13 protein-coding genes are annotated in these 13,760 nt (G+C 66.0%); 8 read left to right on the top strand and 5 right to left on the bottom strand.

The annotated features are described in order from the left end of the window. Positions 1 to 2: 2 nt before the first annotated feature. Complete coding sequence (locus tag JWN03_RS12965; RefSeq protein WP_441342978.1) at positions 3 to 998, bottom strand: alpha/beta hydrolase; 996 nt, start codon at positions 996 to 998, stop codon at positions 3 to 5. A 127-nt stretch (positions 999 to 1,125) separates the two neighbouring features. On the opposite strand from JWN03_RS12965, the gene JWN03_RS12960 reads away from it, so the two are divergent. Beyond that, entirely contained in the window at positions 1,126 to 2,082 is a 957-nt protein-coding gene (locus JWN03_RS12960; RefSeq protein WP_297614080.1) for a purine-nucleoside phosphorylase, read from the top strand. A gap of 67 nt (positions 2,083 to 2,149) precedes the next feature. Then, positions 2,150 to 3,298, top strand: coding sequence for an acyl-CoA dehydrogenase family protein (locus JWN03_RS12955; RefSeq protein WP_297614139.1), 1,149 nt, complete (start codon positions 2,150 to 2,152; stop codon positions 3,296 to 3,298). 9 nt (positions 3,299 to 3,307) lie between these two features. Here the strand turns inward: JWN03_RS12955 and JWN03_RS12950 are convergent, their stop codons facing one another. Then, complete coding sequence (locus tag JWN03_RS12950) at positions 3,308 to 4,123, bottom strand: SDR family oxidoreductase (protein WP_297614079.1); 816 nt, start codon at positions 4,121 to 4,123, stop codon at positions 3,308 to 3,310. 250 nt (positions 4,124 to 4,373) lie between these two features. After that, the gene (locus JWN03_RS12945; protein WP_297614077.1) at positions 4,374 to 4,778 is read right to left on the bottom strand and encodes a hypothetical protein; all 405 of its coding nucleotides are present in this window, start codon (positions 4,776 to 4,778) and stop codon (positions 4,374 to 4,376) included. Between the two features lie 269 nt (positions 4,779 to 5,047). Here JWN03_RS12945 and JWN03_RS12940 point away from each other — a divergent pair, with 269 nt between their 5' ends. The 3 genes from JWN03_RS12940 to JWN03_RS12930 all read left to right on the top strand — a co-directional run bounded on the left by JWN03_RS12940 (position 5,048) and on the right by JWN03_RS12930 (position 7,148). After that, on the top strand, positions 5,048 to 6,040 hold the full coding sequence (locus tag JWN03_RS12940; protein ID WP_297614075.1) for an AraC family transcriptional regulator: 993 nt from the start codon (positions 5,048 to 5,050) through the stop codon (positions 6,038 to 6,040). Between the two features lie 108 nt (positions 6,041 to 6,148). Further along, positions 6,149 to 6,553, top strand: coding sequence for a DUF1003 domain-containing protein (locus JWN03_RS12935; protein WP_297614073.1), 405 nt, complete (start codon positions 6,149 to 6,151; stop codon positions 6,551 to 6,553). A 34-nt stretch (positions 6,554 to 6,587) separates the two neighbouring features. Continuing rightward, positions 6,588 to 7,148 (top strand): DUF6817 domain-containing protein, encoded by a 561-nt coding sequence (locus tag JWN03_RS12930; protein WP_297614071.1) that lies wholly within the window; start codon positions 6,588 to 6,590, stop codon positions 7,146 to 7,148. 162 nt (positions 7,149 to 7,310) lie between these two features. On the opposite strand, the gene JWN03_RS12925 is transcribed toward JWN03_RS12930, so the two are convergent. Next, entirely contained in the window at positions 7,311 to 8,672 is a 1,362-nt protein-coding gene (locus JWN03_RS12925) for a HAMP domain-containing sensor histidine kinase (RefSeq protein ID WP_297614069.1), read from the bottom strand. Further along, positions 8,669 to 9,331, bottom strand: a complete 663-nt coding sequence (locus JWN03_RS12920; RefSeq protein WP_297614068.1) for a response regulator transcription factor — start codon at positions 9,329 to 9,331, stop codon at positions 8,669 to 8,671. Before JWN03_RS12920 ends, JWN03_RS12925 begins: the two co-directional genes overlap by 4 nt. Positions 9,332 to 9,406: 75 nt before the next feature. Here JWN03_RS12920 and JWN03_RS12915 point away from each other — a divergent pair, with 75 nt between their 5' ends. The 3 genes from JWN03_RS12915 to JWN03_RS12905 all read left to right on the top strand — a co-directional run bounded on the left by JWN03_RS12915 (position 9,407) and on the right by JWN03_RS12905 (position 13,743). Next, positions 9,407 to 11,356: a glycoside hydrolase gene (locus JWN03_RS12915; RefSeq protein ID WP_297614066.1), complete on the top strand. Its 1,950-nt coding sequence runs from the start codon at positions 9,407 to 9,409 to the stop codon at positions 11,354 to 11,356. A gap of 14 nt (positions 11,357 to 11,370) precedes the next feature. Next, entirely contained in the window at positions 11,371 to 12,291 is a 921-nt protein-coding gene (locus JWN03_RS12910; RefSeq protein ID WP_297614064.1) for an endonuclease/exonuclease/phosphatase family protein, read from the top strand. A 111-nt stretch (positions 12,292 to 12,402) separates the two neighbouring features. Beyond that, on the top strand, positions 12,403 to 13,743 hold the full coding sequence (locus JWN03_RS12905) for an ABC1 kinase family protein (RefSeq protein ID WP_297614062.1): 1,341 nt from the start codon (positions 12,403 to 12,405) through the stop codon (positions 13,741 to 13,743). Positions 13,744 to 13,760: the final 17 nt, after the last annotated feature.

Genomic DNA, 13,760 nt, shown 5'->3' with positions numbered 1-13,760 from the left:
AGTCAGTGCGCACCCAGCGCATCGAGGATCATCGGATGGGCCGTTGTGAGGGCTTGTTGCCAATAGGGCCAGGTGTGTGTGCCATTGCCGATGTCGATGCGCGCGCCGATTCCCAACGCCGCGAGTCGATCTCCGAAAATCCGGGTGGCGGTCAGCGCCATCGCCTCCAGGCCCATCGCATTCACAGTATTGACGATTCCGTACGGCACGTCGGGCAGGCCGGGCACCCCATTGCCCGACGTGACGTATATCGGCAGGCCGCGTAGCGATTCGGCCTGGTCGGTGGCGTCATTGCGGGTCCAGGCGGGATCCCCGGACGGACCCCACATATCGTCGACATCGAAGTTGCCCTCGTCCCGCATGGCCGCGCGCATCGCTTCGCCCCAGAGCGGATACGTCGGATGCAAGAAGCCCGAGAAAGATCCGGCGAACCTGAACTGGTCGCGATGGTGGGCGGCAATTGTCAGTGCCGCATTGCCGCCCATGGAGGCCCCGACAATGGCGTCGTTGGTGCGCGACACCCCGTACTTCGCCAGGAAGGCCGGCAGCTCCTTCGTCAGGAAGGTCTCCCACTTGTAGGTTGTCGCCTGACGGTTGGTGCTGCTCGGCCGGTACCAATCGGTATAGAAGCTCGAGTGGCCACCGACCGGGAACACCAAAGTGACATTGTCACCGGCGAATTGGCGCAGCGCGTCGGTATCGGAGGTCCACTGACTGTGGTCGTTCGGCGCCCGGAGACCATCGAGCAGATAGAGGGCCGCGCTACCGCCGCGAGCCGCCCACTGCACCTGCACTTTGATAGGTCCCATGCTGGACGGCACCCAGAGATCCTGGGTACCGCCCGCCGGAGAGCGCAATATCGGTGCACGGTCCGGCGCCGCTGCGGCCACCGCCGCACCGACAGACGCCACCAGCACAGCTGTCGTTATGACAGTGACGGTCTTCCTCAACCAGCGATAAACCACCCGCTGTTTCCCGGTCAGTGCAGCTGTATCCACCCGTATACCTCCCACCTGCCTCTCTCAAAGTAACCGACAACACCCGAATCCCGCTGTCGCTCAGGCAAAGTCGCTGCTCTTCCGTGTCCCGACCCGAAAACGGCCACAAGCCGCCTATTCTGGCGCGATGCCTACCAGTTGCTGGAAGTTTGCTGCTGTTCTCGGGGTGGCTGCTCTCGCCTTGACCGGGTGCGCCGGAGATTCGACGAGCAACTCCGACAAAGTCGAAGTCGGGGTGCTGGTCATCACCATGTTCGATCCGGAACACGATGTCTGGCTGCAGCATGAGCAGTTGCCCACCACGGTCGAGGTGCCCGGCGCCTACCAGCCGGTGCGCTGCAATAACGATCACCTCTGCGTGGCCGAGACCGGCCAGGGCAAGGCGAATGCCGCCGCCACCATGATGGCCATCCTCGGCAGCGACAAGTTCGACTTCTCGAAGGCGTACTTCCTGACCGCCGGAATCGCGGGCAGCCCACCCGATCAGGCCACACTCGGCTCGGCCGTCTGGGCGCACCGGCTGGTCGATTTCGACCTCGGCAACCACCTCGACCCCGCCGAAGTCCCCGATGTTCCCTACGGCTTCCGCCCCGTCGAGGACTACAACACCGCCGCCTATGAGCTGAATGCGGGACTGGTGGACAAGGTCTTCGACGCCACCCGCGCTGTCGTTCTCGCCGACAGCCCCGAAGCCGCCGCCGAGCGCGCCGCCTACCCCGGCCAGGAAGGCCGCACCCCCGCGGTCATGAAGTGCGACACCATGACCGGCGACGACTTCTACTCCGGAAAACTCCTCTCCGATACCGCCCGCTACATCATGGACATCCGCACCAAATCCCAAGGCACCTACTGCACCACTCAAATGGAAGACAACGCCACCGCCACCGCCCTGAAGGCCCACGGCCACCTGAACCGCTACCTCTCCCTCCGCACGGTGAGCAACTTCGACCAACCGCACCCCGGCCAATCTGTCCTCGACCACCTGGACCATTCCACCGCCGGCTTCAAACTGGGCCTCGACAACGCCTACACGGTCGGCCGGGCGGCCACCGACTACCTCCTGAAGAACCCACCCCGGCAGTAGCGGTGAGCGGTCGATGGTGGCCGCGATTGTCTGGTATCCGAGCCTGTGGAACCCGGACGATGAGGGTATGGAACGTGGGCATTACGAGGATGATCACCGCGCCTTCGCGGAGTTGGCGCGGGGGTTCGTGCGCAAAGAGGTTGCGCCGCACTATGTGGAGTGGGAGGACGCGGGGATTGTGCCGCGGGCCGTGTTCGCGCGGGCGGGGGAGCTCGGGCTGGTGGGGTTTGCGGCGCCCAGGGAGTACGGGGGATTGGGGGTGGCGGACTTTCGGTTCAATCAGATCCTCATCGAGGAGTTCATGGATGCCGACTGCGCCGGGGTGGGGCTGAATCTCGCTCTGCACAATGACATCTGCACGCCGTACCTCACCCAGTTGACCACGCAGGAGCAGAGGGAGCGCTGGGTGCCAGGATTCGTCGCGGGCACGACGATCGCCGCCATCGGGATGACCGAGCCGGGCGCGGGCTCCGATGTTGCCGGAATCCGCACGGCCGCAGTGGATATGGGCGACCACTTCGTGGTGAATGGCGCGAAGACGTTCATTACCAATGGAATCAACGGCGATCTTGTCATCACCGCGGTGCGCACCTCGCCCGACCGGCATCGAGGTGTGACCCTGTTGGTGCTCGAACGCGGCATGCCGGGATTCGAACGCGGTCGCAATCTCGACAAGCTGGGCCTGCATTCGCAGGACACAGCGGAGCTCATCTTCACCGACGTCAAGGTGCCGAAGGAGAATGTGCTCGGTGAGGTGGGTCGCGGGTTCGAGTATCTGATGCGGAATCTGCCGCAGGAGCGCATGCAGATCGCCGTGGCATGTTTGGCACGAGCCCGCGCCGGACTGCGCACGACCATCGAATATGTCAGCGCCCGAACAGCTTTCGGTCAACCCATCGGCGGATTCCAGAACACCAAATTTGTCCTGGCGGATGTGGCGACCGAGGTCTCGGTGGCCGAGGCCTTCGTCGACAAGTGCGTCCTGGAACTCAACGCCGGTCGACTCACCCCCGCCGATGCCGCGAAGGCCAAACTCTGGGCCTCGGAGATGGAATTCCGCTGCCTGGATCGCTGTCAACAACTGTTCGGCGGCTACGGCTATATGCGCGAGTACCCGATCGCCCGCGCCGCCGCCGACGCCCGCGTCACCCGGGTCTACGGCGGCACCTCCGAGATCATGCGCGAAATCATCGGCCGGGACCTGAAACTCACGTGAGAAACCGGTTCAGCGCTTCAGCCCGTAGGAGGCCGCGATGAGCCGCTCCATCACCGAGCGCGGCAGCAGCCGGCGTACCGCGAACATGAGCGGCGCATTGCTGCCCACTGCATACAGCGGCTTCGGCCGATCGGCCTCGACCGCACCGAGAATGGTCTCGGCGACCTTCTCCGGCGTAATGCCCTGTCCCTGCTTCTCATCCATTTTGGCCATGAAGCGGGCGAAATCCGTTGTGTGCGCGGAACCTTCGTCGATGTACTTGGTGCGCCGCTCGCGCAGTCCGGTATCGATCTGCCCGGGCTCGATGGTGGTGAGCCACACGCCGAACGGCGACTCCTCGAAGCGCGCCGCGGTCGCGAACCCGCGCAGCGCGGCCTTGGCCGCCGCATAGGACGAGCGATACGGCATGGGGAAGCTGCCGAGCATGGACCCGACCATCACAACCCGCCCGTAGCCGCGTGCGCGCATACCGGGCAGCACCGCCTGGGTGAGCGTCACCGCGCCGAACACATTGAGCTGGAAGAGGCGTTCGATCGCGTCGGTCGGCAGCTCTGCGAGCGGTCCGGCCTGGCTTTCACCGGCATTGTTGATCAGCACGTCCACCGCACCCAGTGCGGCGGTGAAGCTTGCGATCGATTCGGGATCGGTGAGATCCAGGGCCCGGTAGTCGACGCCCGGCACCCGGTCGGCCTCGGCGAGGGAGCTCGGATTGCGACTGGTGCCGATGACCTTGTGCCCTCGCGCCGCGAAGGCTGTGGCAGTCGCCTTACCGATACCGGACGATGCGCCGGTAACTACCACCGTGCGGGTCGAATTCGCGCTCATGTATCAGCACGGTAGCGGGTTTGCTGTCGGCACGTCTTCGGGCTCGCTCGCAGATGGTCGAGCGAATACCGAGCCACACACCGATTCCGAAGGCCGCGAGGATCAGAACAGGCATTAACAGGAGAGTGTGTGAATTCATGCTGGAGCTTCCCTCGGGTAGTCACCGATCCGGCAAACCGGATGCGTATCCCATCGCGAGCCGAAAATCCTTTGTTACGTGACGAAACGAGACCACTGGGAGGGTATTGCCCTAGTTGGGCAGGGGATAGGTCTGCGCGGGGAGGTCCGTTGCGGTCACCGTGATCCGGCTGAAGTAGCCGTCGACCGGGTCGGTCAGTTCGACTGTGACCGGTAGCGATTCGTGTGTGCCAGCGGCGCACGAAGGTTCGCAAGTATTGCGATTTTGTGTGCCCTTCCCGCGTGCCGAATCGCCGGTCCAGCTCTCCCAATCGATTCCGGCGACGGACAGATTGGCGTCGGCGCAGGTGATGGTGATGTCCTTCGGATGCGACTCCGGTTGGGACAGACAGTCCTTGACGCCCACCACGGCGGCGGAGGCAGTTGTCGTGGTGGCCGGCGCCGAATCGGAGCCGGACGAACAACCGGCGACCGTGAGCCCGAGTGCGGCAATGGAAACAATGCTGAGCAGTCGCATACCTACCGAATCTAGCCCAGCCGGTACCGAACTCCCCGCAGGCGCTGCGACGCTCAGGAGACTGTGGGCAGGCCCTCTCGGCGGCTCCAGCGTAGAAATTCGGCCCACCCACTGGAATAACTGACCCAGACACGGCAGGATCAGCAAATGGTCCGGCGGCCGGGATCACACCCGATACCGCCGGGAGCACTTGTTGTTGTGGAGTCGATGAGGACTACAGGTATATGTTCGATTGGGATCTGCTGAGGAATACGTCCAGCGTGCACGTGATGACGCAGCTCGCCGAGGAACGTGGAATGCCTGCCGCGGCGTGTCTGTCCGGGACAGGTCTGCCACCGGCGGCCGTGATCGACCCGAATTCCGAGGTCACCGCGCGTCAGGAACTCACCGTGGTGCGCAATCTGCTCGCTCGCTTCGGCTCCGAACCGGGGCTCGGCGTCGAAGCCGGCAGCCGCTACCACATCTCGCTGTATGGGCCGTGGGGCCTGGCGCTGCTGGCCAGCCGCACCCTGCGCGATGCGGTGGAGGTGGCACTGCGGTACGTCGGACTCGCCTTCGCCTTCGGGCAGATCTCCTTCGAGGAGTCCGGCGGTGAGGCACGGCTGATCTTCGACGATCACGAGCTGCCCGAGGATGTTCGGGCCTTCCTCGCCGAGCGGGTACTGACCGGAATTCAGATGATCGGCCGGGAACTGTTCCCGACGGGCGTGCCGTTCCACCGGGTCACCTTCCGGCACCAGGGACCGGCCGATACCCGCCGATACCGGGAGGTGTTCGGCGTCGAACCGATTTTCGGCGCTTCCGCCAATGTGGCCGCCTTCGACAGCGCCTATCTGGATATGCCGCTGCCACAGGCGAATGAGTGGGCCCGCGGCACCTGCGAACAGCTGTGCCGTGACCTGCTGGCCCGCCGTCAGGCGCGCACGGGCGTCGCCGGAGCGGTGCGCGATCTGCTGGTGCGCAATCCCGGTGAAGTACCGGACCAGGCCGCGGTGGCGACGGAACTGTTCATGAGTCCGCGCACGCTTTCGCGCCGGCTCAATGAGGAGGGCACCTCCTTCCGTGCCCTGCTGGACGAAGTGCGGCAATTGCTCTCCGAAGAGCTGCTGGACCACACCGATATGACCACCGAGCAGGTGGCGGCGCGGCTCGGCTATGCGGAGGCGGCGTCCTTCATTCGTGCCTTCCGCCGCTGGAAGGGTTGCCCGCCACAGGAATACCGCGCCCGCGGTCTGCGCGCTCGGGTGCCCGAACCGGTATGACGGAGGCGGACATGACGCACGTGCCCGCCTGCGGGACAATCCCGGCGCCCTGACACGCGGCTACGATTCCGGCAGCAGCCCGCCGCCGATCCGTTCAGGAGACCGTCCGTGACGAAGTCGTCGCAGCCCACGCACCACCCCGCCGTCGTCAATCTGCGTGAACAGCGCGCCGCGAATCTGCAACTGCGCATCGCGGATTGGATCACCAAGTTCGCAGGCTCCATGCTGTTCGTCTACATCCACGCGGTCGGATTCGCCCTCTGGATGATTCTGGTCGAGAAGTCGCCCTGGCCCACGCTCACCCTGGTCGTATCCCTGGAAGCCATCTTCCTGTCGACCTTCGTCATGATCGGCCAGAACCGGCAGGCCGAATTCCAGCAGATGAAGGCCGACCACGACTTCACCGAGCAGGAGCTGGAACTCAAGACCAATACCGAACTCACCCGGGCCATCCACCAGATGACCACCGAACTGCACCGCCGCCTCATCGATCAGCCGAACGGCAACCAGTAGCGGTCGCGCCCGTGCAGGGCGCAAACTGAGAGGCGTGAAAGCTCTCGGGCGGAACAGGTTTCGACGGGCCCACGCCGAGCAGTTCCTGGCAGGCCACGGTGCGGACCGCATACCGCACCCGGGCGGTACCCTGCTGGCGCATCTGATCCGGGTGGCCGATGTCCTGGCCGACTGGGATGCGGACGAGAACATCCAGCTCGCGGGGCTGTGTCACGCCGCGTACGGCACCGACGGCTTCGCGCAGTCCCTGCTCGATCTGCCCGAGCGCGCCACTCTGGCCGCGCTCATCGGCAACCAGGCCGAAGCCCTCGTCTACTTCTACGGCAGCTGTGACCGAGCCTTCGTCTATCCGCGCCTCACGACTACCCCCGTGCTGTTCCGAGACCGCTTCACCGGCGCGGATTCTCGTCCGCCCACCCCTGCCCTGAATGCCTTCTTGGAGATCACTGCCGCCAACGAGCTGGACGTGATGGCGCACAATGCCGCCCTCGCCGCTCAACACGGTGCGGCACTGCACGCTCTCTTCGCCGGTGCCAAGCAGTACCTCTCCCCGAAGGCCTGGCAGGCCTGCGACTCGCAGCTCGAGCCCGGGTAGCGCCCAGCGCTGCGGCCTTCCGGAATTCGTCGTCGTCGAGGCTGAAGGTGCGGCTGTCCCACCAGGCTTCGAGCGCCGAGGACGGCCGCAGAATCGGCGAATCGCCGTGTTTGTCTGAGCAGTTGACGATCCCCGCCAAGCCGTTTCGCGGCCCGCGCGAACTCAGGCGGGGAAGGTGAGGCGGAACTCGGATCCCCGGCCGGGCTCGGAGACCACAGTGACCGCGGCGCCGTGCAGTTCGGCGACCTGTGCCACGATGGCCAGGCCGAGGCCGTGGCCCGGAGTGGTGCGGGCGGTGGGGGAGCGGTAGAAGCGGTCGAAGACGTGCGGCACATCCTGGGCGGCAATGCCTGCGCCGGTGTCGCGAATTGTCAGCTGCCGGTCGCTCGATCGCACGTGGACGGCCGCGCCGGGTGGACTGAACTTGGCGGCATTGTCGAGCAGATTGGTGACTGCTCGGGCCAGTCGGGCGGCCGCGCCCTGGACCGTGGCCGGCTCGAGTTCGGTGTCGAAGGTGATTGCGGGCCAATGCCTTCGGGCCGCCTCCACGCGCTCGGCGACCAGCGTATCCAGCCGCAGATCTTCCAGGATTTCGCGCGGCGCGCCAGGATCGTCCGCACGGGCGAGATCGATGAGATCGGTGACGAGCCCCGACAGCTCCTCCGACTGCACCCGCAACGCGGCGACGGTGTCGTCGAGCTGCTCCGGCGTCAAACGCGCAGACCGGCGCAAGAGGTCGATATTGGTACGCAGCGAAGTGAGCGGCGTGCGCAACTCGTGTGAGGCGTCGGCGATCAAACGCTGTTGTGCCGCACGGGAATCCCGCTCACCCGTGAGCGCCGCGTCGAGTTCGTCGAGCATGGTGTTGACACTGGTGCCCAGCCGGGCCAGCTCGTCGGAGCCGGTAATCGTGATGTGCTCGTTGGGATCTCGTGTGCGCGCCACCCGTTCGGCCGCCTGGGTCAATGCCGCGACCGGAGCCAGCGCCCGTCGCGCGAGCACCGTGCCGATGGCCGCCGCCAGCAGCGTCCCGGCCGCCGCCGCGGCGAGCAGCGCGAGGCCCACCCGCCGCAAACCGGTGTCGACCGTCTCGGACCGCTGTGCCACCTGCACGGCGCTCCCGGCCCGCAGCGGCGCGGTGTACATGCGCATGCGATACCCGGCGAGCGTGATATCGGTGAAGTACCCGTCCGCCGATCCCGCTGCCACAGCACGTGTTCCGGCGTCTATCGGCAACGTGGCATCGGGCGCATGCTCGGATTCGATGGTGCCGTCGGCCGCCACCACCTGCACACAACTCGGTGCGGCCAGGTACTCACAGGGCCCCGACATCGCAGCCACCTGCGGTTCGACCGGAAACTGCCGGGTGATCCGGGTGGCCTGCCGCCGCAACCCCAGATCCAGCGCGCTGTTCAGCTCGTGCCCGGTCACTATGTAGGCGGCGGTGCCCATGCCCGCCAGCGCCAAAGCCATTGCCAGCACGAAGAATACGGCGATGCGCCCGCGCAACCCGAGCCGCTTCACGAGGCGCCCAGCCGGTAGCCCACCCCGCGCACCGTGTGGATCAGCGGCGGTTCTCCCTCAGTTTCGATCTTGCGCCGCAGATAGCGGATATAGACCTCGAGCGAGTTCGACGAATTGTGGCCCCAGACCCGGTCGATCAGCGTCTCACGCGGCAGCGCCTGCCCCGCATTGCGCAAGAGCACCTCGAGAAGTGCGAATTCGGTTCGGCTGAGCTCGATCTCACGCCCGCCGCGGCGCACGGTATGCGCGGTGGTGTCCATGACCAGATCCGCCGCCGACAGCACCGCGCCGTCCTCGGGATAGGTGCGCCGCACCAGCGCCCGGACCCGAGCCAGCAACTCATCCAGATCGAACGGCTTGACGAGATAGTCGTCGGCCCCCGCGTCCAGACCGGCAATGCGGTCGGCCACGGCATCACGCGCGGTGAGCATGAGAATCGGCGTGCGATCACCACGACCGCGCAGCGTGCGGCAGGCGGTCAGCCCGTCCATGAACGGCATCAGCACATCCAGCACCACGACCTCCGGCTGCCACCGGGCAATCGCCTCCAGTGCAGCACCGCCGTCGACTGCGGAATGGGTCTCGTAGCCCTCGCTGTCGAGGGCGCGCACCAGCGCTTCCCGCACTGCCGCTTCATCGTCGACCACCAGTACCCGCACTCCCCGGACTATACGTAATACCTCTGCCTGCGCTTTCTCATCGGACTCTCATCTCGGGCCGACATGGTGGCGACCATGAGACTTCGGAGATCGCCTCGAGCCGTAGCCGTGATCGCGCTGCTGAGTCTGACGGCCGCCGGGCTCACGGCCTGCGGTGACAACACGTCGAGTGCCCGGCCGAAAGTTGAGGGCAATCGCGTGGTTATCCCGATGGGTGGTGGCAGCGCGGACGTGGACACCACCTCGCTGGCGATCACCGCGACTGCTGACGGCCGCAGCTTCGAACTGTCCGCTCCGGCAGCCGACAAGCTGGGTGCGCCCGGTCCGGTGCAGATCGACGGAACACGGGCGCATTGGGCATACCCGGACAAGGCATTGTCGGTGACTGCGACTACCGAAGACGGCCGCCTGCGAATCACAGTGCACAGTGACCGCGACTCGAAACTCACCTGGCCGATCACCGGCGGCGATACCAGCGCGACCGCGCTACAGATCCCCCGCGGCGAGGGCCTGTCCCTGCCGGTGCGAGACCCGTTCTGGAACGGCCCCGACACCGGACTCATCGGCGAACCCCTCGCCCTGACCTCCGGCCTGACCATGCCGTTCTGGGGCTACACCCTCGGCGGTCGTGGCGTCAGCTACATCGTGCCCACCGATATCGGCAGCAGCCTCACCGTGAATTCCGATGCGGGGAAACTCCTCGCCGGCGCCGAACACGACTTCGACGAGCGCGCGGGCACCCGCGACTACTCGGTGACCTTCGCGCTCACCGACGGGTCGCCGGTCGCGGCAGCCGAGGACTACCGCGATGAGCTGATCAAGCACGGCCAGTTCGTCTCGATACAGGACAAGATCAAGCAGAATCCGCAGATTGCCAAGCTGCTGGGCGCTTTCCACGCCTACCTGTGGGGCGACGGCCGCAGTCCCGAGGCCATCGCCCAGATACGCGACCTGGGCCTGAGTCGCATGTGGCTCGGCTACGACGCTGATGACCACCCGATGACCACGGACGCGATCGACGCCGCGAAGAACGCCGGATACCTTGCCGGACCCTACGATTCGTGGGACAACGCCCAGGACCCCGCCACCGCCGACAACCCCGGTTCGCGCTGGCCCGGCCGGATCTGGCCCGACGGCTGCGTCCACGATGCCGAGGGCAAGCCAGAGAACGGCTTCGGCGGCCGCGGCTGCTATGTGAGTTCGCAAGCGCTGAAACAGGATCCGACGCTGTACCAGGACCGCTACGCGCAAATGTCCGCCAATGGCGCGAACACCTACTTCCTCGACGTCGATGCCGCGGGCGATTTCTTCGACGACTACACCGCCGCGCACCCCATGAATCAGCAGCAGGACCGCGCCAACCGACTCGACCGGATGCGCTGGCTCGCCGAGCGCGGGCAAGTGCTCGGGTCGGAAGCGGCCGGCGCCTGGGCGGCCCCCGTACTCGCCTTCGATCACGGTGCGCAGAACCCGATTTCGGATGAGATCTGGAAGTTCCAGCGCAACCGCCAGGTCTGGGGCGCCTACTACCCGGAGAACGAGCCGCAGGTGTTCTTCAAGCCGGTCGACCTGCCCGAGAACCTGGTGAGGTCGATGTTCGACCCGGCGTACCGCGTCCCGCTGTACGAAACCGTGCTGCACGACTCGCTGGTCAATGTGGACCGCTGGGAGCTGTCGTACTACAAACTCCCGCAACAGCAGACCATGCGCGCCCTCACCGCGATCCTGAACAACACCCCGCTGAACTTCGCCTTGGACCGTGCCACCCTGACCGCCCACGGCCCCGAAATCGCCCGCCTGCAACAGTTCTTCGCCCCGCTGCACCAGGCGGCGGGCACCCTGCCCATGACGGACTTCCGCTGGCTCACCGATGATCATTTGGTGCAGCGCACGGTCTTCGGAGACGACGACCTCACCGTAACCGCCAATTTCGGCGCCACCGGCGTCAACGGTCTGCCCGGCGGGTGCGTGGATGCTCAGCTGAAGGGCGACAAGACGCCGCGACGACTGTGCCCGGCCCAATGAATCAGCTGGACGTCGTGAGCAGGCGGACCGGAGTCGGCAAGACTGCCGTATTCGCCAGTGCAGCAGCCCTTCTCACTCTGCTGCTGGTCGGCCACACTTGGATACCCGATATCGGAGGCTTCGGCGTTGCCGTCGATACGGCAGCCCCATGGTTGGGTGCGCTGATCCCGGTGCTGGCGGTGGCGGCTGTCCTGTGCCGCTGCCCGGTCGGCGCGGTCGCTGCCCTGATTCCACTGCTGGCATGGGCCTACCTCTTCGGATCGTGGTGGGCACCCGGTCCGCCGGCCCGAACGGCCGCAGCATCACACACAGTCCGAGTCGTATCGCAGAACCTGTTCGCCGCCAACACTTCTCCCACTGCCACCGCCCGCGCACTCGCGGCCACGAATGCCGACATCATTGCGGTGCAGGAGCTCGGCGGCACCAATCGCGAATCGGTGCTCCGCACGTTGGACGAGGACTACCGCTACCACGACGAACTCGGCACCGTCGGCCTGTGGAGCCGATACCCGATCTCGGACACCAGCGCGGTCGATGTCGGAGTGGACTGGCATCGGGGGCTGCGCACCCAAATCGCCACCCCTCATGGACAGCTCGTTGTGTACGTCGTGCACCTGCCGTCGATTCGCCCGGGCGACACCACAACCCGCAACAATGGCCTGGGTGTCTTGTCCCGAGCGCTGAGTGAGGAGAATGCCGACCGGGTAGTGGTAGCCGGTGATTTCAATACCTCCAGCACCGACCGGCGCTGGTCCGGCTTCGCCCCCGGCTATCGAGACAGCCACTCGGGCGCAGGTTTCACCTGGCCCGCATCGTTCCCGCTGGCCCGCCTGGACCACATTCTCGGTCGTGGTGTGACGGTCACCGATCCCTCCGTCCTGAGCGTCCCCGGCCCCGATCATCGTGCGGTATCAGCGGTCATCGGGCTGGGCTGAAGTCGTGGTGACCTGCGCGTGATCGCCCGGCCCCGAAAACTGACCTACACTGTCTGAGACGGGGGTGTCGGGCGAGCCAGAGGCAGCGCACCGGAGGAAAGGATCGGCAACGTGGCCGGACTGAGACGAAAAGGCATCGCCCGCATGGCCAAGGTGGCGAGCATTCCCGCGACGCTCATGGTGCAGCGGGTAGCCGCCACCGGGCGCGGACTGCTGGCAGGCGCGGAACGCGGCAGCATTACCGACGAGATGCTCGACGCCGCGGCCGATCAGGTCTTCGCGGTGCTGGGCGAACTCAAGGGCGGAGCCATGAAACTGGGCCAGGCGCTCAGCGTGGCCGAAGCCGCAGTCCCCCCGCGCTTCACCGATCACTTCCGCGACGCTCTCACGCGACTACAGCAGGAGGCCCCGCCCATGCCGGTGGCCGATACCCACCGCATGCTCGACCTCCAGTTGGGCACGGCCTGGCGCAAGCGCTTCACCCACTTCGAGGACCAGCCCATTGCCGCGGCCAGTATCGGCCAGGTGCACAAGGCGGTCTGGCACGACGGCCGCGACGTCGCGGTGAAGGTGCAGTATCCGGAGGCGGAGGAGTCGCTGCGCGCGGATCCCAAAATGTTGCAGATGGTCTCGGGCGCCTTCAACACCCTGCTTGCCGGAACCAATGCACGCCAGCTCATCGAAGAGTTCCTGGCCCGCACGGACGACGAACTCGACTACCGCATCGAAGCCGCCTACCAGCGCCGCTTCGCCAAAGCCTTCGCCGGCGACCCGCAATTCTTCATTCCGCGGGTGGTAGCCGCGGCACCCAAGGTCATGGTCTCCGAATGGATGGACGGGGAGCCGCTGTCCCGCATCATCGCCAATGGTGCGCGCGCGGACCGCAATCGCGCAGGACTGCTACTCGCCGAGTTCGCCCTCTGCTCGCCCTCCCGGGTCGGTCTGCTGCACAGTGACCCGCATCCGGGGAACTTCCAACTCCGCCCCGACAACCGTCTCGGCATCATCGATTTCGGTGCCTGCGCGGTGACTCCTAACGGGATTCCCCGTGCCGTAGGGCGATTGGCCCGCTGCGGCCTGGCCGAGGACTACGTGGCAATGGAACAGGTGCTGCGGGAGGAGGGCTTCGTGAAGCCCGGTGCACCCATCGAGATGGCCCCACTTCAGCGCCGCATCGCGCCTGTACTAGCCCAGATCGACGGCAGCGACTTCCACTTCACCCGCGCGTTCCTACAGGAAGAAGTCGCGCGCTCCCTGGAACCGGAGAACATCTCTCTAGCCAATGCTCGTGCCATGCGGGCCCCTGTAGACCGGCCTGAATACGCAATGCTCGGAAGGGTTCTCGGTGGGGTGGTGGGGATCTGCGCCCAACTCGATGCCGAGGGGCCGTTCATTGCGCTGGCAGAAAAGTGGATTCCGGGCCTGGGGGATGGAGAGTCTGCGGCCTCGTGAAGGTGCTGCTTCGCGGG

Origin of the sequence: Nocardia sp. (assembly GCF_025465275.1) — a bacterium.
Lineage (GTDB): Bacteria > Actinomycetota > Actinomycetes > Mycobacteriales > Mycobacteriaceae > Nocardia.
This window is presented reverse-complemented; position numbering and strand designations above follow the sequence as displayed.

What these genes read in the sequence shown, in the direction of transcription:
- JWN03_RS12960 (WP_297614080.1), top strand. Translation starts at nt 1,126, where the DNA reads ATGCCTACCAGTTGCTGGAAGTTTGCTGCTGTTCTCGGGGTGGCTGCT.
- JWN03_RS12955 (WP_297614139.1), top strand. Translation starts at nt 2,150, where the DNA reads ATGGAACGTGGGCATTACGAGGATGATCACCGCGCCTTCGCGGAGTTG.
- JWN03_RS12950 (WP_297614079.1), bottom strand. Translation starts at nt 4,123, where the DNA reads ATGAGCGCGAATTCGACCCGCACGGTGGTAGTTACCGGCGCATCGTCC.
- JWN03_RS12945 (WP_297614077.1), bottom strand. Translation starts at nt 4,778, where the DNA reads ATGCGACTGCTCAGCATTGTTTCCATTGCCGCACTCGGGCTCACGGTC.
- JWN03_RS12940 (WP_297614075.1), top strand. Translation starts at nt 5,048, where the DNA reads ATGACGCAGCTCGCCGAGGAACGTGGAATGCCTGCCGCGGCGTGTCTG.
- JWN03_RS12915 (WP_297614066.1), top strand. Translation starts at nt 9,407, where the DNA reads ATGAGACTTCGGAGATCGCCTCGAGCCGTAGCCGTGATCGCGCTGCTG.